Here is a 26,506-nt window from a genome sequence, read left to right as displayed (position 1 = left end):
TTCGCTTGACGCTATTAAAATTTCATCTCAAGGGGGATTATGAGCTATCCCCCAGTTATTAACATTTACGCTTTTTGTGCTTTATATTCTAAATAAGCATCATAATCATCTACAATTAAGAAGTAACCTTTAGGATCTGCACGATATTGTAATTGTGGAATCGCTAATAGTAAGACAACGACTAAAGCCACACCGATAAATCCTAAGAACTTCATCGCTACCGTAATTCCTGGCCATACAGTTGCCCAGTCAAACATACCGATATAACCACCAAATTGTGCTAAACCAACCCATGAAGCAATTAATGCCGACCCTCCGACTTGAATTAAACCAGAAATGAATGGGAAGATCATCGCTGCCTTGATACCACCGCGGTTATTAGAAAATACTGCAATAGCGGCGTTGTCAAAGAATAATGGGATAAATCCTGCAACGACAATCGTTGGTGATTTCAATAAGATAAGTAGCATAATCATCACAAATTGTCCTAATGCACCAAATAAGAATCCTACAGTAACTGCATTTGAAGAACCAAAAGCAAAGGTTGCTGCAATATCAATACCTGGAACCGCACCTGGCAACAATGTGTTTGAAATACCATTAAATGAATCTGTTAATTCAGCAACGAAGGTACGTACCCCCAATTGTAAGATAGCTAAGTAAACCGCAAACATTAATGAAGTTTGTAAAATATAGAATAAGAAACTTTGACCTGGTTGCATGAATCCTGCTTTAAGCAAGTAATCTTGACCCAAAACTAATAAAATAATACCGAAGAATAAAAGCATTAAGATTGAAGTTGCTACCATATTTTCATTGAACATTGATAAAAATCCTGGTAACTCAATATCTTCTAAACGTTTATTAGATTTATTCTTTTTGAAGCGTTCAGATAACTTAGCAAATAAATAAATACCAAACATTTGTTGGTGAGCAACGGCAAATCCTGCACCTTCTGTTAAGTCTTGGCAAATATCTACTGTCAAATTAGAGCCCACAGCCCAGTAGCAACCTAAAATTAAGCCCATAACTAATAATACTTCAATTCGACCAAGTTGTGGGAAACAAAATAGCAATAACCAGAATGCTGTGGCTGCTTGTTGTACTTGAACGTTACCGGTTGTGAAGACTGCACGTAATTTGGTGTATTTTCTAAAACGAACTAATAGAATATTAAAGATAAATGCAATGAGCAATAAGAGCATTGTATCACCAAATGTACGTCCAAAAGTTTTTTCAATTCCTTCAGTGACCGCATTTTGTCCAAAATATGGGTCAGTTACCATCGCATGCAATTGAAAACGATCTTTCAAACCTACTAAAATCGGACGGAAATTATTAACCAAGCCGCCAGAACCAACAGTTAAAATAAGATAACCAACTGTTGCTTTTAAGAAACCTGAAATTGATTCATATAGTGGTCGTTTTAAAAGCACATAACCCACAAATACAATCAACCCGATTAAAAATGCTGGTTGTGTCAAAATGTTCTTTGCAAAATAAGACCAAATGACTAGTAAGATATCGCCAATTTTTTCCATTTTCGGATTCCTCCTCGAATTTAAATATTATATTTTTTCATTATTGCCAGGTAATCATCCATGGTTTGAATCGTTAACAAATCATCGACTAAGCCATCTGTCATTAACATTTCTGAAAGATTAGCGATATTTTGCATATGTTCTTCCCCATTTTTAGCGGCAAGTGTGAAGAAAAGCTTGGCCTGCTTTTCTTCATTGCCTTCTTCAAAATAAACTTTTTCTGGAAGAATGGTAAAACCAATTCCAGTACCTAATACGCCTTGATTGTTAGCAGATGAGTGAGGCATGGCTACATTAGGAATAATCACTATATATGGTCCGTACTCATGAACATCACGAATAACTGATTGAATATATTCATCTGTAATTAAGCCTTTTTCTTTTAAGACTTCACCACTGATTTCAATCGCTTCTTCCCAATTTTTTGGATGTTTTTCCGTGATATTAATTAGTTGGTTATCATAAAAGTATTTCAACATTGCTAACAGCCCTTTCAATTATAAGAATGATGGGAATGGAGTATCATTTTCTTGAACGAAGCAATCTGAGAAGCCACGATCAAAATTAAATTCCATGTCATCTTTATTGGTTGGATAGACAAATTTACCGCCCACTTGCCAAATATATGGTTTAAATTGATATTGCAAACGATCTTTTTTGAATTTCCAAATTTCGGTAATTTCTTTTGGATCTGCCATAAAGTTTGACCAGATATCATAATGAACTGGAATCACCACTTTTGCATTTAATGATTCAGCCATTCTTAACATATCTACTGAAGTGACTTTATCTGTAATTCCTCGAGGGTTTTCACCATAAGCACCTAAGCAAACATCAATTTCGTATTCATTACCGTGTTTTGCAAAAAGATTTGAATAATGTGAATCTCCAGCATGATAAATGTTTCCACCAGATGTTTTGAATAGATAGTTTACTGCAATTTCATCCATATCTTGAGGCATCTTACCTTTTAAGCTAATATTTGGATCACTACATGTTACTAAAGCAGTACGGTCAAACGCTTCCAAAGCAACAATTGTTACATCTTTAATCTTCACTTCGTCTTTAGGGTGAACCACGATTGTCTTTTCTTCAGGAATTCCCCAACCTAACCATGTATTAACTACTTCTTGTGGTCCAATAAATTTGGCGTTTGGACAATTTTTGTGAACTGCAGCGGCCGTATTAATATCTAAGTGATCAGAGTGAATATGTGTAACAACTAAAGCATCTACATCTTTCACTTCGAATGGATCTATAACAAATGGCTGAGTACGAAGGTTTGGCTGTAATTTCTTCACACCGCTCATTCTCATCATTTGGTGACCTTGTTTCATCAAACCATTCCCATGGGTACGTTTACCTGTTCCGCACCATAAATCACATAAAATGTTGGTTCCTTCATGTGACTTTAACCAAATCCCGGTACAACCAAGCCACCACATAGCAACAGTTCCTTCTGCAACTTTAGTATCTGCTATTTCTTCATTTAAATAAGTTCCCCACTCTGGAAATGTAGATAGAATCCAACTTTCTTTTGTTACTTCATTTACGTTATTTGCCATGATACATTCCTCCGAAACATCATTTATTTTTCTTTACACTCTCATTATAGTATTTTTGTATTCGTTTACAAACATAATATATGTTAATTTAGAATATTTTATGTTAACCTATCAATATTTTATGGTAATAAAGCGCTTTATATGTTAATATTGAGATGAGGTGAGGAAGATGAACAAAAACACAGGTAAATATCTCATATTATTTGTTAAACAATACTATATTTGGGGCGCAATTGCTATTTTTGCATTATATTTAGCATTCACAATCATAAAAGCACCATCAATGAGTGGAAAAATATTTTTCTTTATAGTAGGAATTTTCATATTAATCGGGGCAACTTATTATGAGTACTTGAAGAAACTTTATCAAAAAATGATTATCTCTCAAACACAAGACATAAACCCAACACTGGCTAAACAATATCAAAATAAACTTCAGAAATTGGATATCTTTCATGGTTTTAAAGGTTCATTCATATTATTTTATACGTTGTGCCTGTTTGATCAACAAAAATACGACAAATGTTTAAAGCATCTAATTACTAATGAAAGATTTTTTAAAGCGAAATTAGACTATCTATTTATTTTTTACTACTATCAACTTTTGTGCTACTATTTTCTTGATGAAAGTGATAAAGCATTAATGATGATAGATAAACTGAAACAATTTCAATCTACAAAACAAAAAAATCTATCCCCTTTATTTTCTTTTTCACAAATCGAGGGAATCCATTATATTTTAAATGGCAGAAACCAAAAAGGAATACAAACCCTAGAAAATATCGATATCAATTATTTTAACACTAGAGAAATAATAATTCATTATCAAATAATAATAAAATCTGCTAAAAAAATTGATAACACAACTTTGATAAAAAAATATACTAAAACTTTACGTAAACTAACTGAAGGTGAAGAAAATGAAGCGTTCTAATGAAGAAATCAGGCAAAGAAGAGAAGAAATCCTACATTATTTGAAAGAAAATGGAAGAACAGAAATAAAAGATTTAAGTAAATATTTTAATGTTTCTGAGATGACTATTCGCAGAGATTGTGCAAAGTTATCTGAAATGGGACAAATTATCCAACCTTTTGGCTATGTAGAAATTTTTCAAGAAGTAGAGGGACAAAAAAATGATCCTCTTGAACAAATCAAGCTAAGTATTGCTAAAGAGGCATCCAGGCATGTAGAAGATGGAGATACTTTATTTATCAACACTAGTTCCACAGCTACAGCATCCCTACAATTTTTGCAAGATACAAGCATCATTTTGATGACAAATAATTTAGCAGTCGCCGATATTCAACACCATCCTGACTCTTCAATCATCTTAAGTGGTGGTGAAATTCGTTACTCAAAAAAAGCCTTAACAGGAGATATCGCTGTCGATTCTTTTGCTCATGCTAGATCTGATGTGAGTATTATTGGTTGTGATGGGGTAGATTTAACAACTGGAATTACCACCTCTGTCTTTCATGAATCTAAAATCAATCAGAAAATTATCGAAAACTCTAGCACATTAATTGTTGTTTGTGACTACCGTAAAATTGGGCATCAAGCAAACTTTACCATTGGAAAAATCGAGGATATTGATATATTAATCACCGACTCCTATGCTGACGAGAGAATTCTTACTACTCTGGAAAAATCTGGGGTACAAGTTATTCAAGTGCAAATCTAACTAATAAAAGCGTATTTCATTGAGACAAGCTCTCCTTTGAAATACGCTTTTTATTATTTTATTTCAATCTCAAGGCATACGCAGGATCCACGAACCCTTGCCAATTTGGTGTTTTAGCTAGCCCAAAGTGAAGATGGACAACCGTTGAATTTCCGGTCGTACCCATTTTACCAATGACTTGACCTAGGGCAACATTATCTCCTGACTTCACTAAAATTTGATTTAAATGCAAATAATAGCTATAAAAACCATTATCGTGTTTGACAATGATATAATTCCCTGCGCTTGGATGACTACCAGTTGTCACAACTTGACCAGCACGAGCAGCTAATATATTTTGATTGAGACTTCCAGGTAAATCAATTCCATCATGCTGTGTACCAGACTTACCATTTGGATCAGGGCGGCCCCCAAACCCACTAGATACGACTAGACGCGTTTCTAATGGAGAAGCAAAACCAGTCACTTTGGCTTCGGCTTCTTTTGCTTTCTTTTTGTCCTCTTCTACTTTTTTCTGTTGAAGAACTTTTAAATCTGCTTGCAATTTATTTGACTGTGCACTCAAGTCTCTCACTTTAGCTGTTAAAATGGCTTGTTGGGACTCGCAAGTTACGCGCTTTTGTTGGTAATAAGTAACCTTTGATTCAAGGTCTTCAATGATTTTCGGATATTTTTCAGCTTTTTTATCCAAGAAGCGAATCTTATCTTTTAAATTAATTAACTGATTGGTTTTCTTTTCCAATTCTTTTGGTGTTAAAATTTCATCATTTGATTTAGATAGACGATTGTACTTATGCTGTAATTTTTCGATTTCTTGTTCTTTCTTTTGATAAATGTCCTTTTCTTTCAAGACAGCTTTTTCAAAATCTTCTTCTTTTGTCTTATTCTCATTCATTTCTTGAAGATAATGTTCAATCTGTGATAAAAAAGTCTGTGTTTGTTGATGCACTTGATTTAATTGGTCTTGATTTTGCTTCATTTGTTGTTCAATCTCACTTGCATGAACAGGACTCCCCCATAAAAAGAAACCTGCTCCTACAACTAAGGGCGCTATTTTGTTAAATTTCAAAAACTCATCTCCCATTTTTTCAATAACGTAACTATAATTATAAATCCTTAACCTCAAAAATCAAGAGCTATGCAAAGGTCTATCTTTACATGGCTCTCATTTTGTCTATTTTTGTTGTAATAAATCTAATTCTTCAGCAGTTAACGCTCGATATTCACCTAACGCAAGATTTTCTGGTAAAGTTAGATTTCCCATACGAATTCTTTGCAAATAAGTCACCGTTTTGCCACATGCTTGCATCATCCGTTTGACTTGATGAAATTTACCTTCATGTAAAATAAGCTGTGCCGTGGAGGTTTGCTCACTTTCATCGACCGTTAAAATTTTTAATTCGGCAGGCAAACAGATTTCCCCACCATCAATCTTTAATCCAGCTGCCATCTTTGCTTGATCTTCTTTTGTTAGACACCCGCTCACTTGCACATAGTATTCTTTGGGCACATGACGCTTAGGAGAAAGCAAACGATGAGATAACGCACCATCATTCGTAATCACTAACAAACCTTCCGTATCTTTATCTAAACGCCCCACCGGAAATAAATCTTCCCGATAATCTTCATCGCTAAATAAATCTAATACTGTTTCTTCATAATCATCAATCGTCGCTGAAATGACGCCTTGTGGTTTATTTAAAAGGTAATAAAATTCTTTTTGATAGCCAATCACTTCTCCATCAAATGTCACTTCATCTACTTTTTCATCGACTTGGTATTTATCCGACTTAATCACCGTACCATTGACAGTAACGAAACCTTTTTTGATAAATACTTTGACTTCTTTTCTAGAGCCGATTTGCATATCTGCTAAATACTTATCTAAACGCATGAAATCACCATACTAAATTTTTAGTTTTTTCCGCAAGCGAGTCATACTTGAACCTAATAATCTCTCAGCAATGCCAACTTTCAAAATCAAGTACAAGTAAACCGCCCCTCCGACTGCTGCAACCGGAATACATAGTAAAAAGGCTGACATCTTATGTTCAGGACTGAAAATAAGACCGAAGACAACTTTTGCAATCGCTGCAGCTAACAGCATCATCACTGTTAAAATAGTAATTAATAAAATGCGTCTCAAGGTTAATTTATAATTAAACTTTGTCGCTTGTTGCAACTGACGGATATTTAGATAACATGAGACGGCCATTCCAATCGTTGTTGAAAGTAATGGACCATAAATTTGGAATAATAAAATACATGGATATTGCAAAATAAATTTAATGACAATCCCTACTGCAAAGAATTTTACCGCTGCCTTATTGTAATACATTCCCTGTAAAGTAGAGGAAGTAAGCATAAATAAGCCCACAAACAATCCAGATAGACAGGCTTCTATCAAGACTTTAGCTGCTAGTTTATCCGGTTCATAAAAGAAGGTATTCAATGGATATGCTAGCAAAATCATCCCAAAAGTCGCTGGAAACATTAATAAAGCATAGAGTTGGAAATTATTGTTAATTAAACGAGCTAAATCGCGGTGTTTTCCTTGCGTTACTGCTTCAGTCACTAAAGGTAAGCTCGTAAACGCCATTGAAGTAGCCAAACCAATCACAACCATGGTTAACTTATCAGGGTTCCCACCAAATACGGCCATTTGTGCCACTAATTCATCCTTGGTGAATTTCGTAAATGACTGCATCATATGTACATAGGTCATTTGGTCGACTAATTTATAAATGGTCGTTCCTGCACCAACAATTGTAAAAGGAATAGCCTGACGAATAGTATCAATGATTAAAGCTTTCGTATCGAGCAATTCACCAGGTAGGCTAACTTCTTTTTGGACCTCAAATTGAACTTCCGCCTTTTTCCAGAAGTATATCAAAGCCGCCATCGAAGCAATCGCCCCAATAAAAGCCGCAAAAGTTGATTGTTCGACTGCTTTTAAATAATCGCCGTGCATCACTTTAATGATAATGAAAGTCGCTAATAGCATGTAAAAGACGCGAATGACTTGTTCTGCTAATTGTGAAACAGCATAAGGTCGCATATCTTGATTTCCTTGGAAAAAGCCACGAATCACACTCATACAAGGGAAAATCAAAATGGCGGCACTTAACGAACGCATAATTGGAATTAACTCTGCGCCACCACCAGACATCCTTGCTAGTGCTGGTGAGGCGATATACATGATTCCAGCACTGATTAAGCCGACAATTCCCATAAATATCAACGCTTTTTTAAATAAACGATGACTTAATTCATATTGTTGTTTGGAATTATAGTAAGCGACTTGTTTAGCGATAGCAGCTGGAATTCCTGCCGTTGAAATCATTAAAAATAACGCATAGACATTATACCCCATATTAAATAAGGCATTTGCTTCTCGTCCATGACTTCCCATCCAGTAATACCATGGTAATATATATATAACACCGATTAAGCGTGAACCGACATTACCTAGCGTCATCCAGGCTGATCCACGCGCCATTTTTTCCTCATTGGTTAAAGAGGCTTGTTGATTAAGTTGTTCTGACATTGATAATCCTCTTACATTCTAAAAATTTTGTCTTACCGTCTTATTTTAATCATAAATTTTGCAACTTGCAAGCCAACTTTGTTAATTTTCCTACAATTGTAACGTGCATACAAAGAGAACCGAGAACTGGCAATACGACTAATTCTCGTCTCTTGTTCTTTTCATAAATTAAGCTTTTTCTTCAGCAATATAAGCTTTTACAATTTCAATATCACTTTCATACGGCATTGCTTGTCCGTTTACTTTAATTGTTTTTTCACTGCCCTTACCCGCTAATACAACTGCACTTTGACTATCAGCCATCGCTAGTGCTTGCAAAATGGCTTGCTTGCGGTTTTCTTCAAGAATGACTTGGACACTTGGATTGGTAATCGCGGCTTTGATTTCCTCACTAATACTTGCAACTTGTTCAAAATTTGGATCATCCGCTGTTAAAAAGGCAACATCGGCTTCTTCACTAATTGCCTTGCCCATATCCGGTCTTCTAGATAAGGCCTTCCCACCGGCACTACCTGTTAAAATAATCAATTTACCGTCTGGCTTAAGTTGTTTTGCTGCATGGCTGACCGCTTTAAGACTTAAATAGTTATGCGCATAATCCACCAAGACTAATGCACCATTTGCCAAATAAAAAGCATTCATCCGACCAGGCACACTCACTTCACTTAAGTCTTCTCCTGCTTGGGCTAAAGATAAATGGCTATCCACAAGACGTGCGGCCATCATTGCTGCCGTTGCATTAGCATGATTGAATTCGCCGACTAATCCTAGGTGAATGGCTTGTTCTTGATTTGTTTGCTGATCTTTCAAGATAAAATCATGCTGACTTTTACTTGTATATTGATAATCTGCTGTCACTGATTTTTCTGAAAAAGTAAGATAATCGACTTTTTCTTGCTGACAAGTCTCTACTAATAAATCAAAATAAGGCATATCTGCATTTAAAATCATCTTTTTACTGTGCAAGATTAATTGGCGTTTACAGTAAAAATAATCTTCAAAGGTCGGATGCTCAATCGGACTAATATGATCATGGCCAATATTTAAAAACAAACCAACATCAAAGGTCAAACCAAATACGCGCTTAATCTTATAAGCTTGTGACGAAACTTCCATCACCAAATGCGTCATCTGATTTTCAACTGCTTGAGCCATTTGTTGATAAATAACCAAAGCTTCTGGAGTCGAGAGCGAGGATTTCATCTTCGTTTTGCCATCTAAAATCGTTTCCTCTGAAGAAAATAGTGCACATTTATGATTCGTCAACTGGTTGATTAATTGATGCGTCAAATAAGCGGTCGTCGTTTTCCCTTTTGTCCCCGTAATGGCAATGGTGAATAACTGCTCTTGTGGATTTTGGTAAAAGGCTTGAGCTAATACCACCATCGCTTCTCTTATATCAGTAACAACAACAGCAATGGCAGCTTGTTGTTCATAATAATTTTCAGAGACATAACAAGTTAATCCTTGGGCAATGGCTTGAGCTAAAAAGCTTTCTTTAAAATTGAGTCCTTTACAAAAAAATAAAGAATCCTGGTCTACTTCACGAGAATCATAAGTCATATGGTGAAAGACTTTTGCCAAGATTTTATCAGAGGGTGCGTAATGCCACTGACCACCTATAATAATTTCTTTTAATAATTGCTTTTTTAATAATATTTCTTGGATTTGTGGTAAGGAAATTTGATAATCCATAAAAATCTCCAATCTTTTACTTTCATTTGTCATGGACCATTTTAACACAAGACGAACTTCACGTACACCATCACAAAAAAAGAAGAAGGGACTATCCGCTTCTTCTAATTTTGAATCAAATTATTTATTCTAGTAATCCACTGAATAGGCCAACTACAAAATCAGTTGGACTAAATGGTTCTAAGTCATCAATGCCTTCACCTAGACCAACTAATTTCACAGGAAGATGTAGTTCATTTCTGATAGCTAGCACAATCCCACCTTTGGCCGTACCATCTAATTTGGTTAAGACTAAACCTGTGACATCGGTTGTTTCCTTAAATTGTTTGGCTTGAACCATCGCATTCTGTCCAGTCGTCGCATCTAAAACAAGCAAAACTTCATGAGGGGCATCAGGAATTTCACGCTGAATCACCCGTTTGATTTTATCTAATTCTTTCATTAAGTTGACTTTATTTTGTAGACGCCCAGCCGTATCCACTAATAAGATATCCGCCTGTTCTTCCTTGGCTTTTTGAATCGCATCAAAAACGACTGAAGCAGGGTCACTACCAGGTGCTTTCGTTACCACTTCGACACCAGCACGCTCTCCCCAAACAACTAACTGATCAATGGCTCCAGCTCGGAATGTATCCGCAGCAGCTAATAAGACTTTTTTACCTTGTTCCTTATATTGGTGCGCCATTTTCCCGATGGAGGTTGTTTTTCCTACACCATTCACTCCTACAAATAAGATGACTGTTAAGCCATCTTCTTGAATGTTCAAGGCATTATTTTCATTTAGCCCTTCTTCTTCATATAAGTTGACTAATTTTTCGATAATCGCATTTTGGACTTCGGCACGTTTTTTGACATTTTTGAGTTTCACTTCTTGGCGCAAAGCATCAGCAATTTTCATCGATGTTTCAAAGCCAACATCGGCACCAATTAAAGTCTCTTCTAATTCTTCAAAGAAATCTTCATCCACTGAACGGAAATTGGCAAAGAGCTCATTCATGCGTTCACCGAATGTTTTACGCGTTTTTTCAAGACCTTTATCATATTTCTCTTGTGTCTGTAATTCTTGTTCGTTACTTACTTCTTCAGTGGGTTGTTCTCCGGTAAAAGCACGTTTAATCTTATCAAAAAAGCCCATTATGACACCTCTTTTCTTTATTTTAAAACAAATTTCTCAACAGTTTTAGCGACACCGTCGTCTTCGTTGCTTGCAGTGATATAATTGGCAGCTTGGCGAACTTTTTCAACTGCATTTGCCATCGCCACACCCATACCTGCATATTGAATCATCGATAAGTCATTTTCTTCATCACCTAAAGCCATCACTTCATCGCTCGTCATCCCTAAATATTGTGCCAAGTGATCTAATCCAAATGCTTTAGTCACTCCTTTAGGCATAAATTCTAATAAATTACTACGTGTTTTAATGACTTCATAATCTGCTTTAAATTGTGCAGGGATTTTTTCAATTTGTTGGTCTAAAAATTCTTGATGATAAGCCATAACGACCTTATTGTAAAGACCATCTGATGTTAAATCTGCTAATTTAGCTGGTTTATAAGTTAATAAGCCATTTAATTCAGGATAAATGGATGGATGATTCGTTGAAGTTGGTAATTGTAAAACCACTTCTTCTGATAAGACATCTAATGGTAAATCTAGCTCGATCATCAATTGGCTAATTCTTTGTACATCTTCTAAAGTCATCGCTGATTTACTTAAGATTTCACCAGTATCATTTTTTTGGACTAACCCACCATTAAACGTAATGCTGTAATCACCAGGTTCGTTTAATCCTAATTGTTCAATAAATGGTGTGATGGCAGCTAATGGACGCCCAGTACATAAAACCACTTTAACACCTTGTTCTTTTGCCTTTTGCAACACGGTTAAATTTTTTTGTGAAATTCTTTTATCATCAGTTAGAAGCGTACCATCTAAGTCAATAGCTACTAATTTAATCATAATTGTCCTCTTTTCTATCCAAATTACCGCCTTCACTAATTTCTTCTAGACGGACAGATAATACTTTTGAAATACCTGATTCTTCCATCGTTACCCCATATAAAACATTGGCTGCTTCCATTGTTCCTTTACGGTGAGTGACGACAATAAATTGGGTTTCGTCTTGATAGGTCTGTAAGTATTTGCCAAAGCGCAATACATTTGCCTCATCCAAAGCGGCCTCCACTTCATCGAGCACACAAAACGGTACTGGACGAACTTGAATAATCGCAAATAGCAAACTAATCGCGGTCAATGTTCTTTCCCCACCAGATAATAGATTTAAGCTCTTTAAATGTTTGCCTGGTGGTTGGGCTTCGATTTCAACACCAGTATTCAGCAAATCATGTGGATCTGTTAAACTCAAGCGTGCACGTCCACCACCAAACATATTTGGAAATACACGTTCAAATTGAGTCGCAATTGCATCAAAAGTTGTTTTAAACCGTAATTTGACTTCCTCATCCATTTCATTCATCGTTTCAAACAACTGATTTTTCGCTTGTAATAAATCATCGCATTGACCAGTTAAGAAATCGTAGCGCTCTTTGATTTGCTCATATTGCTCAATGGCTGATAAATTAATCGGTCCTAATTCTTGAATCGCTTTTTTCAATTCATAAATTCTTGCCTTTGCTTGATCGATATCGCTTAGTTCAACGGCTTGTTTTTGCGCTTGTTCAAAGGATAATTCATACTCTTCTTGCAAGTAATTCAAGCGATTATCCAATAAAATTTCTGAACGATTGGCTTGAACTTCTAGTTTGGTTAACTGAGATAATTTCGCCTTTTGTTCTTGATTGTTAGTATTATATTGTTGATCGAGTTCGTCGATTTGACGCTGCGTTTGATAACGATTTTCTCGCAAAGCCTGCATTTCTTCTTGGAGTGCTAATTTACGTTCATTTAACTGGGATACTTGCTGATCTAAAGTCTCTTCATCTAATTCTTGATCAGAAAAATCCGCATCGAGCATCGATAACTGAACATTCAATTGCTCTAGATTTTTTTGTGCTTCTTCTAGGGCCATTTTATTTGCCGTAAAGCTTTGGCGCAATTGGTTTACTTGCTCTTTGGTTACTGCAAATTCGGCCTGTTTATCGGCTAATTCCTGTTGCAAGGCTTCTCGTTTCAGTTCTAGATTATCAGCTTGCGTGTTTAGCTGATCCATTTCTTCATTGAGTTTGGCTAATTGCTGTACCATTACTTGCAATTGTGCTTGTTTATCGGCTAAATCGCGGTCATATTCTGCTAATAATTCTGTAATTTCACGATTTTCATACTCAAAATTGGTTAAATCTTGTTGTAAACGCGCCAGTTTTTCCGCTTGGTTGGTCACCTGATTTTCTTTTGTCGTTTGGCTCATGCGTAATTGCTCAAGCGCTTGACGCATTTTTTCGACTTCTGCCTGTTTTTGCGCTAAGTCTTGTTGGAGCGTCTTCACTTGACTTTCCGCTTGTAGTAAACGTTCTTTGACAGAGGCTTCTTTAGCTTTTAATTGGTTTAGTTCTTGTTGATGGCCTAAGAGTGTCGTTTGGCCTGCGCGTTTATTCGCACCCCCGGTCATCGAACCTCCAGCATTCATCACATCGCCTTCTAAGGAAACGACACGATAGCGATAATTTAGACGACGAGCCAGTTGATTGGCGCTCTCTAAATCTTCACTAATCAATGTAGCACCGAGTAAATTCTCCATGATGGCACGATGATTTTCTTCAAAGGTCACCAATTCACTCGCCACACCTAAAAATCCTGGAATACTAGCGGCTTGTTGTTTGACATTTTCCGTAACTTTTCGTGATTGTATCGTAGTTAGCGGTAAGAAAGTAGCTCGACCTGCGCGTTGTTGTTTCAAGAAGGTGATCGCTTGTCTGGCAGCTTTTTCATCTTCAACCACAATATATTGGCTAGCGGCACCTAAAGCTGTTTCAATAGCCAAAGCATATAGTTGATCCACGTCTAGCAATTCAGCCACTGCACCAATGATTCCGGATAATTGTTTACGGTGGGTTAAGACTTGACGTACCCCTTGATAATAGCCCGTATAATTTTCTTGCAAGTCAGCTAAAGTCTTGCGGCGTGCTTGGACTTGCTGACTTTCATTCATCAAACGATACATCATCTGTTGGGCTTTTTGTAAATGTTCTTGTTGGGTGGTCACTTGTTTTTGCGCAGCGGCTAAAGCTTGTTGTTTTGCCTGAACTTGATTTTGCAACGCTTCATTTTCAACAGTCAACTGATCCAATTTTGCTTTTGATTCACGGACGGTTGCTTGTAAATCTTGCTGTTTTTCTACGGTCTGTTGATTTTTCTGTTGATCTTGTTGCTTTTGCTTTTCGATAAATGTTAATTCATTTTGCAAATTAGTCTTAGCCTGCAATTGATCCAAATACTGGTTACGTAATTCTTCCAACCATTCTTTGGGAGATTTTTGATATTTTGCCAATTCTTGCTGTAGTTGGGCTAATTGCTTTTCAATTTGTTGATACTGTCCATTTTTTTGCGAAATCTTTTGTATCAATGTTTGCTGATTTTCTTCCAGCTGTTCGATTTGTTGCTGTACTTGTTCAAGATTATGGCGCAATTCTTTGGCATTTTTTTGCTGATGGAAAGAGCGCTCCTGTAATACTGCCTTTTTTCCTTCCGCTTGTTTCAAGGCTTCTACTAAATGTAGGTGGTCTTGGTTTTTTGCTTCTAACTGCTCATCTAAATGTGCGCGGTCTTGACGTAAACGCAATAATTCATTTTCACTTTGCGTTAAGGCATGGGATAATTTCTGAACTTCTTGCTTCAGACTTGCGATTTGCGCTTTTTCTTCTTCCCATACTTGTTTGCTTTGTTGCATTTCTTGTACAACATAGGAAACATCGACTTGGGTTAATTCTTCTTTATAAGTTAAAAATTGTTGCGCAGCTTGCTTTTGTTGGGCAAGTGGTGTTAATTGCTCGGTTAATTCATAAATAATATCTGCTAAACGATCTAAATTATCCTGCGTCTCAAATAATTTCTGTTCCGCTTGTTTTTTCTTTTGTTTGTACTTTAAAACCCCGGCAGCTTCTTCAAAGATACCGCGACGATCTTCAGCCTTGCTACTAAAAATCGCTTCTACTTTCCCTTGAGATATAATAGAGAAAGACTCACGACCTAAGCCAGAATCCATAAATAATTCTTGAATATCGCGTAAACGACAACTTTGATTATTCAGATAAAATTCGCTATCCCCATTACGAAATAAGCGTCTTTTCACACTAACCTCGGCATAGTCTACCGGTAAGTAATGGTCGCTATTATCTAAAACCATAGTTACTTCTGCTAGATTTAAGGCTTTTTTAGCATCTGAACCCGCAAAAATAATATCAGGCATCTTTCCACCACGTAAACTCTTGGCGGATTGCTCTCCTAATACCCAACGAATCGCTTCCGTAATATTACTTTTCCCACTACCATTAGGACCCACTATCGCCGTGACATTCTTTTCAAAATCGATAATGGTGCGATTAGCGAATGATTTAAATCCTGAAATTTCAATTCTTTTTAAATGCACCTTGTTTCCTCGCTTATTCTTCAATATGGCTTAAAGCATCAGCCGCCGCCGCTTGTTCTGCTAGTTTTTTCGAACGACCGCTACCTGTCCCAATTAAAACTTGATCACAATAGACTTCTGTTGAAAAAAGTCGGTCATGGGCAGGGCCTTCTTCTTTAATCAGACGATAATCAATCAATACATCGCCTGCTTTTTGTAATATTTCTTGTAATCTTGTCTTATGATCCATCTCATGTGAAAAAGCACCAGCTAATACTTTAGGATAGATAACTTGTTTTAAAAATTGTTCCACCACTTCTAAACCTTGATCCAAATATAAAGCACCTAAGAAAGATTCAAATAAATCACATAGCAAAGAAGGACGCTTGCGACCACCAGAATTTTCTTCTCCTTTACCTAAGCGAATGGCTTGGTCAAATTGGCACTCTTTAGCAAATTGTGACAAAGAATCCTCCCTAACAATCGCTGCCCGTAGTTTGGTTAACTTACCTTCTGTGACATTTGGATAAGTTTGGAATAAAAAGCGTGAAACGAGCAATTCTAACACGGCATCACCTAAAAATTCTAAACGTTCATTATCAGACAGATGCAAATTGCGATGCTCATTCACATAAGACGAATGGGTAAATGCTTGCTCTAACAAACTTACATTATTAAAAATAATTTGATAGTTTTCCTTTAAATTTGTAATTAGCTTTTGATCCATTACCAACATTCCTTTATCTTTTAATATGAAAATACATTCCTATTATACTAAAATCCCCTTAAAATGCAAACAAACCCTTGATATTATTGAGTTTTTATCAGTTTTTTGATGACTTTTCCAAACTATTTGTCCGAAAAATAAAAAATACGCGCGGTACAAGCAAGACCTTCTCACTTATCCTCCGCGCGATTGAATTCACATAAACCTTTTTAAGCTAAGTGACTAGCAATATAATCTACTGCCGCACCCACTGTTTCGATTTTTTCTGCATCTTCATCAGAAATCTCTGTACCAAATTCATCTTCTAATTCTAAAACAAACTCCATTACAGAAATTGAATCAGCATTTAAATCGTCTTTAATATTCGTATTTTCTTTCACATCTTCTGCGTTGATTTCAAAATGTTTGGCAATAATTGCTGCCACTTTACTGAATACTTCTTCTCGTGTCACGGGCATTCACCTCCAAATAGTGACTTTTTACTGTTCAGTCACTCTACATTGTACTGATAAATTGTCTCTTTGTCTAGTTTTTTTTCATTTTCGTGACAATCATTGCAGGCAAGTATCACTATTCTTCTTCAAAATGAGCAACTAATTTTTCTACTACGCGACTTTCTAGCATCGTATGTATTTGCTTAATTGTAGCATAAACAGCCTCTTCTTTAGAGGAACCATGGGCTTTAATGACAGGTGCCTTCAAACCGAATAATACCGCTCCGCCCTGCTTAGAGTAATCCATTTGGTTCTTCAAATCTTTTAAGCCATCTTTTAAAAGTAAAGCGCCCATTTTGCCTTTGATACCACTATCTAAAATCGCATGCTTCAATAATTTCATCATGCTAAGAGCGGTTCCTTCAATTGATTTTAAGACCGCATTCCCTGTAAAGCCATCAGTAACCACCACATCGGCACGTCCTTCGAGAATTTCACGGGCTTCGATATTGCCAATAAAGTTAATTTCTGGTGTTGCCTTTAATAATTCAAAGGCTTTTTTGGTTAATTCATTGCCTTTTGAGTCTTCGGTGCCGTTATTGAGTAATGCGACTTTTGGTTGGGCCACTTTCCGAACATTTTCCGCATAATAAGAGCCTAAAATGGCATATTTGACTAGATGTTCTGGTTTGTTATCGGCATTGGCACCTAAATCAAGCATGTCAAAACCGCCTGTCGAACCAATCATCGGTAAAGTAGACATCAAACCAGGTCGTTCAATTCCTTTAATCCGTCCGACAACAAATAAACCAGCCGCTAATAATGCTCCGGTATTACCGGCAGAAAGAATCGCATCAGCCCGTCCATCTTTTACGGCTTGAGCAGCTAAAACCATCGAAGCTTGTTTTTTACGACGAATGGCTTTTACTGGCTCATCATCGCTATTGATTTTTTCATCCGTATGAATAATTGTTATATTGCGATCATCTGTTAAATATTTTCTAATTTCTGCTTCTTTACCATAAAGTTGAAATTCAATATCATTAAATTTTTCACGGGCCAACATCACACCTTTAACGATTGCTTCTGGAGCATAATCGCCGCCCATTGCATCGACTGCTATCTTCATTTCTTCGCCTCACCTTTTTTCATGGAATAATTCTATTATATCTGTTAGTCGAAAAATTCGCCATTATTTTTATCAGTCCCTAGATAGTTTACCAAATCCTGATACATCGGTAAAATCTGCCAATCTTTTTGCGCATAAATCGCTTGGGCTTCTTCTTTTGCTACTTCTAAAATATGCGCATCTGCTACAATATCAGCAAAATGAAAAACTGGTAAACCTGATTGACGATTTCCAAATACTTCTCCTGGTCCTCGTAATTCCAAATCTTTTTGGCTGACCACAAAGCCGTTATTGGTCTGTGTCATGATTTTCATTCGCTCTTTCCCAACTTCATTTTTGGGATTTGCCACTAAGATACAGTAGGAGGCTTGACTTCCCCGACCGACACGCCCTCTTAATTGGTGAAGTTGTGCTAAGCCAAAGCGATCTGCATCAATAATAATCATCGCCGTCGCATTCGGTACATTCACTCCTACTTCAATGACCGTGGTCGAAACCAATACTTGTAACTGATTTTCTTTAAATGCTTGCATGACCGCCTCTTTTTCATCATTTTTCATCCGTCCATGTAAGAGTCCCACTTGATAATCAGGGGCATAATAATCCCGTAGTTGCTCATAAATTTTTTGCGCATTTTCTACATCTAAACTTTCTGATTCTTCAATGAGCGGACAGATGACGTACATTTGATGGTGGCTTGCAAGTTCCGTTAGCCCCCATTTCAATACTTGGTCGAGCTGTTTAGGAAGCACCCAACGCGTCACAATTGGAATGCGACCAGCTGGCATCTCATCAATAATGGATACATCCATCTCTCCATAGGCGGTAATGGCCAAAGTTCTAGGAATCGGCGTGGCGGTCATGAATAAAACATCTGGTTTATAGCCTTTTTCACGCAAAACTTTACGCTGATTTACCCCAAATCGATGCTGCTCGTCTGTAATCACTAACCCTAGATGAGCAAAATCAACTTCATCTTGTATCAAGGCATGGGTCCCAATAATAATATCCAGCTCTCCAGATTTCAAGTCAGTTAATATTTGTTGGCGTTCTTTGGTTTTGGTCGATCCTGTCAAAAGTGCGACATTCACTTCAAAAGGACGCAATAATTCAGCCAATGATTGGTAATGCTGTTGCGCTAAGATTTCGGTAGGCACCATCAATGCGCCTTGAAAGCCTGCGGTGGTTGCGGCATAGAGCACAATCGCTGCCACAATGGTTTTCCCACTCCCTACATCTCCTTGCAAAAGACGTTGCATATGCTTAGGGCTTAACAAATCTTTGCAAATCTCATTGGTCACTTTCTTTTGCGCATTCGTTAATTCAAATGGCAAACTCGCAATAAAGGCCTTTAATTTTTGGATATCATAAGGAATGCTGAGCCCGTTTTTCTCCGCTTTTTCCTTTGTCTTTAGCCCTTGAATCTTCATTTGAAAAACAAAAAATTCTTCAAAAATCACTCTGCGCTTGGCTTGATGATGATCTCCCATTGTTTTTGGAAAATGCATCGCCCACATCGCTTCATTTCTAGCAAATAAACGATATTTATCCACGAGATTTTGCGGTAAATTCTCCTCGATATAGCCATAATACTGTTCAAAAGCTTGCTTTATTAATTGAATCAGCGTTGTTTGTCTAATGGATTTATTGACGTGATAAATCGGCGAAAAACCTTCATTTTGACTACTACTGCTCAAAATTTTCATGCCATTTAGTGTCTGGCGTTTGGCATCCCAGCGTCCATAAATGGCAATTTCTTCACCAACCACGACTTTATCCTTTAAATAGGGCTGATTAAAGAAACTAACCATAAACACATCATTTTCCTGCATCAAACGAAAAGAAAGTTTGGATTTCTTATAACCAAAACGATTTAATACAGCTGGCGAGACCACTAAACCTTTCAATGTTACCTTTTCTTGATCATTAATCTCTTGAATTTGGCGCTCCTGAATATCTTCATAGCGAAAAGGATAGTAGCTTAATAAATCTTCAATCGTTTCAATCCCTAAAGTGGCTAAGGTCTCAGCGCGTTTTGCCCCCACGCCACTTAAAGCTGTTACTGGATCTTGTAAATTCATCTCACACCACCTTCTTTCTCAAATCATAGACGGTGTCAATCGACTAGCATTTCACGTATAAACAATGCTAGTAGCTGACCCAGTCGATTGACCACCTTATATAAAAAAAGAGTGCAGGTTTTCCCACACTCTCCACCATTTATACTTTATTCTGCTGAGAATAGATATGGATAAACTGGTTGATCTCCTTGATGGATTTCAATTTCAAGTTCATCATTGATTGCTAATAATGCAGCTTCAATTTCTTTTGCTTGAGATTCACTACCTTCTTCACCAATGATAATCGTGATAATTTCTGTATCTTCATCCATCATGGCTTGTAAAGTATCCATACATACAGCTAAAATCTGTGGTTTAGAAACGACAATCTTGCCATCTACCATACCTAAGAAATCACCCTTAGTAATCTCGATACCATCAATACTTGTATCACGAATCGCATGAGTTACCGAACCACTCACGACATTTTCAAGCATCTCAGTCATTTGTTCTTTATTTTCATTTAATGTAGCTTCTGGATTAAAGGCTAGTAAAGCAGTCATTCCTTGAGAAATCGTTCTACTTGGTACGACTGCAACTGGAATTTCAGCTACTTCAGCCGCTTGTTCAGCCGCCATAAAGATATTTTTATTATTTGGTAAGATAATCACTTGTTCCGCATTGATGGCTTCGATAGCATCCATAATATCTTGGGTACTTGGATTCATCGTTTGACCACCACTGATGACATAATGAACACCTAGACTTGTAAATAATTCTTTCAAGCCTTCACCTGCCGCAATAGCAATGACACCAAATGGAATCTTTGGTTTTGCTTGGGTTTTCGCTTGTTGTTGGTCATGCTCTAAAATTGTTTCATGTTGTAAACGCATATTGTCTACTTTGACTTTAATCAATGAACCAAATTTTTGACCATAATTCATCACTTCACCAGGATGTTCTGTGTGTACGTGAACTTTGATAATTTCATCGTCATTCACCACTAATAAAGAATCTCCAAGTTCATTTAAATAATTACGGAAAGTATCATAATCAAATTCACTATCTACAGTTGGGCCTTCCCCAATTTTCACCATAATTTCTGTACAGTAACCAAACTTGATATCTTCAGTGGCTAATTGACCTTGCACCGAGCGCTCATGTTCTGCGTGAACCATTTGATCCATAGAAGCCAAAGTTAAAGTAAACTGTTCATCTTCTTCAAAATTACCAGTTAAAGCATTTAAAAAGCCTTCATAAACAAATAATAAACCTTGACCACCACTGTCAACTACACCGACTTCTTTTAAGACTGGCAATAAATCCGGCGTCTTGGCTAAAGCTTTTTTCGCACCTTTCACCACTGCTTGCATGACTTCAACGCAATCGTCACTTTCTTTTGCTTTACGTTCACCAAATTCAGCGCCGACACGTGCAACAGTTAAAATCGTTCCTTCAACCGGCTTCATCACCGCTTTGTAGGCTGTATTCACACCGTTGGTAAAGGCCGCTGCTAATTGTTTGGCATCTAAGCTCTCAAAATCAATAATTGCTTTACCAAATCCACGGAATAATTGAGATAAAATCACTCCAGAATTCCCACGAGCACCCATTAGTAAGCCTTTAGATAAGCATTTTGCTAACTCACCGACATGCTCACTCGCTGAATCACTCACAGCTTTTGCCCCAGAAGTCATTGTTAAGTTCATATTGGTCCCAGTATCACCATCAGGAACTGGAAAGACATTTAAAGAATTGACATATTCTGCATTTGCTTGTAATCGTGTTGCCCCAGCTTGTACCATTTCTTGGAACTGACTAGCGCTAATCTTATTTACCACCACTTGAAAAAAATCCTCCTCATTAAAAATTATCCGCTAGTTTATTCTGGTAAGACACGGACACCTTGGACAAAAACATTGACTGAGTTTGCAGTTACACCAAGCATTGTTTCAAGATTGTATTTCACTTTTTCTTGGACATTGCGAGAAACTTCAGAAATCTTTGTCCCATAACTTACGATTGTGTACACATCTACTGCCACGCCATTTTCTTCTTGACGGACAACCACACCTTTTGAGTAGTTCTCTTTTCGTAAAATTTCATCAATATTATCTTTAATTTGCTTTTTACTAGCCATACCGACAATCCCAAATACATCTGTAGCCGCGCCACCTACTACTGTTGCGATTACATCATTCGACATTTCGATTAAGCCATTTTGCGTCATCATTTTTACAGCCATCAGAAATCCTCCTTCATCTGGACCTTATTTTTATTCAATAAGTTTATTTTATCATAGCTACTATCTTATGAAAAGGGATAGCTCAATGAATCCCTCTAACCTTGTTTAATTTACAATGTTTAAGAAAAAATGTCAATGAATTCTAAAATATCTCTTGCCTTTTTTTTGACTATATGATAAATTAATTTGGTATGAGACGAAAATAATCGCTCCCACATCAAGGCAAAGGAGGAAAAACACATGGCAAAAGTTTGCTACTTTACAGGTCGTAAAACTAAAAGTGGAAATAACCGTTCACACGCAATGAACGCTACAAAACGTACAGTTAAACCTAACTTACAAAAAGTTCGTGTATTAATTGATGGCAAACCTCAAAAAGTTTGGGTATCAACTCGTGCTTTGAAATCTGGAAAAGTTGAGCGAGTTTAATTAATAAACGAAATGACGGAGCTGCATTTAGTTGTGGCTTCTTTTTTTTGCCTATTTTTATGGTACAATGTTTTTACACTATCTTTGTATATACTGAGGTTATTCATTCATGAAGCAATATATAAAACAACATAAAACTTACTTACTCACTAGCTTTTTCATACCAGTAGCTATCATGGCGCTTGTCTATCTTTTAAATGGTATCTATCCTGGAAGTGATCGTAGTATTTTAGCCAGTGATGCTTTTGCCCAATTTTCCAACTTTCATGCTAGTTTTCGACAAGTCTTACTGGGCAAACAAAGTATTTTTTACACCTTTAATGCCGCACTTGGCTTAAACTATCTTTCACTAGCTGCCTATTATTTGGGAGGAATTTTTACTCCTTTGGTGCTCTTTTTCCCAAATCAACTGATGCCTGATGCCCTATACTTCTTAACTTTAGTCAAATTTGGCATGATGGGCTTAAGCTTTGGGGTACTAGCCAAGTCAACTTATCCTAAATTAACAGATACACTACGACTTGCTTTGGTCACTTGTTATTCACTTTTATCCTTTGCTGTTGCGCAATCAGAATTAATCATGTGGCTCGATGCTTTTATCTATTTACCACTAGTTATATTGGGGATTCAGCGACTCATTACTAAACATAGAGTTGGTTTGCTATTTATCAGTTATTTCCTTTTATTTTGCACAAGTTTTTATTTTGGTTTTATGATTGGTGTATTCTCTGTACTGTTCTTTTTTGTTCAACTTATTGCAAATTTCAGAAAAACCAAACCCGCAATTATCCCATTTTTTATGACGGGAATTTGTAGTGGTTGCGCTTCTATGTTTATCTTATTACCGACCCTTATTGACCTAAAGACAAACGGTGAGTCACTCACAAAAATCTCCCAATGGAAAACCGAAGATACCGCAACACTCGATTTACTAGTCAAAAATTTTATTGGTGTCTATGATACGACAAAATACGGCTCCATTCCCTTTATTTTTGTAGGGCTACTGAGTCTAATTGGCTTAACCTTATATTATGTGAATAAACGTTTTTTACTTAAAGAAAAAATTGCTTATACCGTTTTAATTGCCATACTGATAGCAAGCTTTTATTTAGAACCTTTAAATTTGTTTTGGCAAGGTATGCACGCCCCTAATATGTTTTTATTTCGTTTTGCCTTTTTATTCTCATTTGTTGTCGTTTATTTAGCAGGGTTTGGCCTCACGGATATCTATCACTATTCAAGAATAACATTAGCCTACACATGCTTATTCTGGCTGCTTTTATTTGCGATTGCCTATTTTGGAAAAGCTGAAAAAGAATACCTTTTTCTTACGCCTTCTTCAGCGTGGATAACTGCAATTGTCCTTACGATTTACATGATTCTTTTTATTTATCGGAATCACTTTTCTAAAAAAATATTTTCGCTTGTTTTACTTGTCATAGCATTTGGCGAAATGTCTATCAATTCCTATTACTTAATTTTAGGGATTCGCAATGATTGGGTCTATGCTTCACGTTCACTATATACAGATCCTTATCCAGCTATTTCGGCATTGGTTGGTTATACAAAACAGCATAATCAAGATTTTTATCGTCTAGAAAATCTCGATCCTGTCTCGGTTAATGATGCTTTTCATTACAACTATGCTGGGATTGGCTTATTTTCATCTATGCGTAATCGTCATGCTTCTAGCTATTTAAATCAACTCGGATTTCGGTCACGTGGCACCAATCTTAATTTACGTTACCCAAACAATACCCTGTTGATGGATAGCCTTTTTGATATCAAGTACAACTTATCTACGCAACCAGTAGAAAAATACGGCTTTATCCAAAAGCAAAAAGTAGGGAATTATCAACTATACGAAAATCATAATGCCCTTGAATTAGGTATACTTGCGCCCAAAGATATCTATAACGTCCAACAACCTAAATTCGATAACTTGGCAAGTCAAAAAAATCTATTCAATGCCTTATCTCGGCAAAATCAGGAATATTTTCAGTTCACCACAGTCTCTTTAGTGCAACAAACCAACACTAAAATTGATGAGAATGGCAATATTACTACCTATATTCAACAAAATCCGGACCAAGAACAAAAAATTACTTATCAAGTCTTTATTCCGGCTAATACCCAAGCTTATGTCAGCCTGTTTCCTTTTGACTTCTCGCAATTGAATGCAAGTAGCGCAACAGTAACAACAGCTCATTCAAGCTATGAAAGTCAAATCGATATTAATGGTCAATATTATAATTTAGGCTACTTTAATCAGGATACTACTTTTCAATTCACCATCAGTCTGAACGGAAATCAAAAGTTATCCTTCCTAACACCTAAAGTCCTACTACTTGATACCAACGCTTATCAGCAAGCCATCAATGTACTAAGACAAAATGAAGTAGCTTTTCAAGTGAATCAAAACCAAGCGACTGCGACCTTTGAAGCAAAAGATAATCAAGTTCTCTTTACTACCTTAGCTTATGATAAAGGTTGGCAAGCCAAAATTGATGGAAAAAAAGTACCAATAAAAGCCTTCAAAAATGCACTAATCACCATTCCAGTCAAAAAAGGCAAACATACACTAACCTTGACGTATTATCCACCAGGCTTATTCATAGGTAGCGGAATAAGCTTAACAGCACTTGTACTTTTTGGTTTATATTGTCATTATCAACGAAAGAAACTACTTCACTAAACAATAAAAGAGCGCTATGTCTAATCATTAGTCTATAGCGCTTTTTTGATTATTCATATTTGACTTTTTTTAAATATAACCCTTCAGGATGAGCCGTGGGGCCTGCTTGATTACGATCTTTAGAGGCGATAATAGCTGGAATGGCATCTACTGGCATTCGTTCATTGCCAATTTTTAACAGTGTTCCTACCATGATACGAATCATCTTATATAAAAAACCATCACCTCTAAAAGTAAAAATCAACTCCCCATTTCCCTCGTCTTGTCGGATATTTGCTTCATAGACTGTCCGCACCTTATCTTCAACCGAACTCCCACTAGCACAAAAAGCCGAGAAATCGTGCGTTCCTAAAAAATCCGTAATTGCCCGTTGCATTTTTTCAATATTTAAGGGATATGCATAATAAGCAGCATATTTTCTTCTAAAAGGTGAACGGGGCTTTTGAATCTGCAAGCGATACTCATAGGTCTTTTCTAACACATGATATCTAGCATGAAAATCTTCTGAAACCTTCTCAACACTGATACAGGCAATATCTTCAGGAGATTGCGTATCTAAGGCAAAACGCATTTTTTCCAAATTTCTATTTTGTGGGAAATCAAAATGAATCACTTGACCTAATGCGTGAACCCCCGAGTCCGTCCTACCTGAACCGTGAACAACGATAGGCTGATTCGCCATCTTGCTTAAAGTTTTTTCTAATTCTTCTTGAACCGTGCGACCATTGATTTGTCTTTGAAAGCCACAAAAATCACTACCATCATACGCTATGATTGCTTTATATCTAACCATTTTGACCATCTTTCTCTATTCTCTTATACTTGTCTTATTTTAAGGGATTTCTTCTATTTACGCAAACTTAAATTCATATTCACTAACCTAGCAGATCGGATTGCTTTCAATAAAAAAAGCTAGACAAAACTTGTCTAGCCATTCAAAGTTGCGTGGCGACGTCCTACCCTCACAGGGGGAAACCCCCAACTACTATCGGCGCTAAGAAGCTTAACTTCTGTGTTCGGCATGGGAACAGGTGTATCCTTCTTGCTATCGCCACCACACTATTTACTTGAGTGATTGATTCACTCAAAACTGGCATTGAAAAGTATTACTTTTCCGAGTCATTTTGGTTAAGTCCTCGATCGATTAGTATCAGTCCGCTCCATATATCACTATACTTCCACTTCTGACCTATCTACCTGATCATCTTTCAGGGATCTTACTTTCTTAAAGAA

Annotated in this window: 21 protein-coding genes and 2 rRNA genes; 4 read left to right on the top strand and 19 right to left on the bottom strand. The window is 36.7% G+C overall.

Going from position 1 to position 26,506, the window contains the following annotated elements:
• Nucleotides 1-65: 65 nt before the first annotated feature.
• The 3 genes from ACTQZM_RS07365 to ulaG are packed head-to-tail and all read right to left on the bottom strand — an operon-like array spanning nucleotide 66 to nucleotide 3,106.
• Complete coding sequence (locus tag ACTQZM_RS07365; protein ID WP_016250817.1) at nucleotides 66-1,541, bottom strand: PTS ascorbate transporter subunit IIC; 1,476 nt, start codon at nucleotides 1,539-1,541, stop codon at nucleotides 66-68.
• A 20-nt stretch (nucleotides 1,542-1,561) separates the two neighbouring features.
• The gene (locus ACTQZM_RS07360; protein WP_016250816.1) at nucleotides 1,562-2,020 is read right to left on the bottom strand and encodes a PTS sugar transporter subunit IIA; all 459 of its coding nucleotides are present in this window, start codon (nucleotides 2,018-2,020) and stop codon (nucleotides 1,562-1,564) included.
• Nucleotides 2,021-2,038: 18 nt separating this feature from the next.
• A complete protein-coding gene (gene ulaG, locus ACTQZM_RS07355) occupies nucleotides 2,039-3,106 on the bottom strand; it encodes an L-ascorbate 6-phosphate lactonase (protein ID WP_113827244.1) in 1,068 nt (355 codons plus the stop codon).
• 169 nt (nucleotides 3,107-3,275) lie between these two features.
• Here ulaG and ACTQZM_RS07350 point away from each other — a divergent pair, with 169 nt between their 5' ends.
• Nucleotides 3,276-4,040 carry a hypothetical protein gene (locus tag ACTQZM_RS07350; RefSeq protein ID WP_441653359.1) on the top strand — a complete coding sequence of 255 codons (765 nt, stop codon included), beginning with the start codon at nucleotides 3,276-3,278 and terminating at the stop codon, nucleotides 4,038-4,040.
• Nucleotides 4,027-4,788, top strand: coding sequence for a DeoR/GlpR family DNA-binding transcription regulator (locus ACTQZM_RS07345; protein ID WP_441653358.1), 762 nt, complete (start codon nucleotides 4,027-4,029; stop codon nucleotides 4,786-4,788). Before ACTQZM_RS07350 ends, ACTQZM_RS07345 begins: the two co-directional genes overlap by 14 nt.
• Nucleotides 4,789-4,846: 58 nt before the next feature.
• On the opposite strand, the gene ACTQZM_RS07340 is transcribed toward ACTQZM_RS07345, so the two are convergent.
• The 13 genes from ACTQZM_RS07340 to ACTQZM_RS07280 all read right to left on the bottom strand — a co-directional run bounded on the left by ACTQZM_RS07340 (nucleotide 4,847) and on the right by ACTQZM_RS07280 (nucleotide 22,149).
• Nucleotides 4,847-5,857 carry a peptidoglycan DD-metalloendopeptidase family protein gene (locus tag ACTQZM_RS07340; RefSeq protein ID WP_441653357.1) on the bottom strand — a complete coding sequence of 337 codons (1,011 nt, stop codon included), beginning with the start codon at nucleotides 5,855-5,857 and terminating at the stop codon, nucleotides 4,847-4,849.
• Nucleotides 5,858-5,962: 105 nt separating this feature from the next.
• Nucleotides 5,963-6,682 carry a pseudouridine synthase gene (locus ACTQZM_RS07335; protein WP_047334356.1) on the bottom strand — a complete coding sequence of 240 codons (720 nt, stop codon included), beginning with the start codon at nucleotides 6,680-6,682 and terminating at the stop codon, nucleotides 5,963-5,965.
• A gap of 12 nt (nucleotides 6,683-6,694) precedes the next feature.
• Entirely contained in the window at nucleotides 6,695-8,335 is a 1,641-nt protein-coding gene (locus ACTQZM_RS07330; RefSeq protein ID WP_441653356.1) for a putative polysaccharide biosynthesis protein, read from the bottom strand.
• Nucleotides 8,336-8,503: 168 nt separating this feature from the next.
• Nucleotides 8,504-10,030, bottom strand: coding sequence for a UDP-N-acetylmuramyl-tripeptide synthetase (murE, locus tag ACTQZM_RS07325; RefSeq protein WP_441653355.1), 1,527 nt, complete (start codon nucleotides 10,028-10,030; stop codon nucleotides 8,504-8,506).
• A 124-nt stretch (nucleotides 10,031-10,154) separates the two neighbouring features.
• Nucleotides 10,155-11,165: a signal recognition particle-docking protein FtsY gene (gene ftsY / locus ACTQZM_RS07320; protein ID WP_047341899.1), complete on the bottom strand. Its 1,011-nt coding sequence runs from the start codon at nucleotides 11,163-11,165 to the stop codon at nucleotides 10,155-10,157.
• 17 nt (nucleotides 11,166-11,182) lie between these two features.
• Nucleotides 11,183-11,992, bottom strand: a complete 810-nt coding sequence (locus ACTQZM_RS07315) for a Cof-type HAD-IIB family hydrolase (RefSeq protein WP_441653354.1) — start codon at nucleotides 11,990-11,992, stop codon at nucleotides 11,183-11,185.
• Entirely contained in the window at nucleotides 11,985-15,575 is a 3,591-nt protein-coding gene (gene smc / locus ACTQZM_RS07310) for a chromosome segregation protein SMC (RefSeq protein ID WP_441653353.1), read from the bottom strand. Before smc ends, ACTQZM_RS07315 begins: the two co-directional genes overlap by 8 nt.
• A gap of 13 nt (nucleotides 15,576-15,588) precedes the next feature.
• Nucleotides 15,589-16,281 carry a ribonuclease III gene (gene rnc, locus ACTQZM_RS07305; protein ID WP_016250805.1) on the bottom strand — a complete coding sequence of 231 codons (693 nt, stop codon included), beginning with the start codon at nucleotides 16,279-16,281 and terminating at the stop codon, nucleotides 15,589-15,591.
• A 209-nt stretch (nucleotides 16,282-16,490) separates the two neighbouring features.
• The gene (acpP, locus tag ACTQZM_RS07300; protein WP_016250804.1) at nucleotides 16,491-16,733 is read right to left on the bottom strand and encodes an acyl carrier protein; all 243 of its coding nucleotides are present in this window, start codon (nucleotides 16,731-16,733) and stop codon (nucleotides 16,491-16,493) included.
• 118 nt (nucleotides 16,734-16,851) lie between these two features.
• Nucleotides 16,852-17,844, bottom strand: a complete 993-nt coding sequence (gene plsX / locus ACTQZM_RS07295) for a phosphate acyltransferase PlsX (RefSeq protein ID WP_441653352.1) — start codon at nucleotides 17,842-17,844, stop codon at nucleotides 16,852-16,854.
• Between the two features lie 44 nt (nucleotides 17,845-17,888).
• A complete protein-coding gene (gene recG, locus ACTQZM_RS07290) occupies nucleotides 17,889-19,925 on the bottom strand; it encodes an ATP-dependent DNA helicase RecG (RefSeq protein ID WP_441653351.1) in 2,037 nt (678 codons plus the stop codon).
• 146 nt (nucleotides 19,926-20,071) lie between these two features.
• Nucleotides 20,072-21,748 (bottom strand): DAK2 domain-containing protein, encoded by a 1,677-nt coding sequence (locus tag ACTQZM_RS07285; RefSeq protein ID WP_349276972.1) that lies wholly within the window; start codon nucleotides 21,746-21,748, stop codon nucleotides 20,072-20,074.
• A 38-nt stretch (nucleotides 21,749-21,786) separates the two neighbouring features.
• Nucleotides 21,787-22,149: an Asp23/Gls24 family envelope stress response protein gene (locus ACTQZM_RS07280; protein WP_016250800.1), complete on the bottom strand. Its 363-nt coding sequence runs from the start codon at nucleotides 22,147-22,149 to the stop codon at nucleotides 21,787-21,789.
• Between the two features lie 240 nt (nucleotides 22,150-22,389).
• On the opposite strand from ACTQZM_RS07280, the gene rpmB reads away from it, so the two are divergent.
• Both rpmB and ACTQZM_RS07270 read left to right on the top strand, forming a co-directional pair.
• Nucleotides 22,390-22,578, top strand: coding sequence for a 50S ribosomal protein L28 (gene rpmB / locus ACTQZM_RS07275; RefSeq protein ID WP_016250799.1), 189 nt, complete (start codon nucleotides 22,390-22,392; stop codon nucleotides 22,576-22,578).
• A 109-nt stretch (nucleotides 22,579-22,687) separates the two neighbouring features.
• Nucleotides 22,688-25,273 carry a YfhO family protein gene (locus ACTQZM_RS07270; protein WP_441653350.1) on the top strand — a complete coding sequence of 862 codons (2,586 nt, stop codon included), beginning with the start codon at nucleotides 22,688-22,690 and terminating at the stop codon, nucleotides 25,271-25,273.
• A 49-nt stretch (nucleotides 25,274-25,322) separates the two neighbouring features.
• On the opposite strand, the gene truA is transcribed toward ACTQZM_RS07270, so the two are convergent.
• The 3 genes from truA to ACTQZM_RS07255 all read right to left on the bottom strand — a co-directional run.
• Entirely contained in the window at nucleotides 25,323-26,066 is a 744-nt protein-coding gene (truA, locus tag ACTQZM_RS07265) for a tRNA pseudouridine(38-40) synthase TruA (RefSeq protein WP_441653349.1), read from the bottom strand.
• Nucleotides 26,067-26,216: 150 nt separating this feature from the next.
• A 5S ribosomal RNA gene (gene rrf, locus ACTQZM_RS07260) occupies nucleotides 26,217-26,332 on the bottom strand.
• Nucleotides 26,333-26,397: 65 nt separating this feature from the next.
• Nucleotides 26,398-26,506, bottom strand: a 23S ribosomal RNA gene (locus tag ACTQZM_RS07255); the annotation flags it as partial.

The sequence above is a fragment of the Enterococcus cecorum genome, from assembly GCF_052119425.1.
GTDB classification, from domain to species: domain Bacteria; phylum Bacillota; class Bacilli; order Lactobacillales; family Enterococcaceae; genus Enterococcus_E; species Enterococcus_E cecorum_C.
The sequence above is the reverse complement of the archived record's forward strand: the minus strand, read 5'-3'. Positions and strand labels throughout refer to the sequence as shown.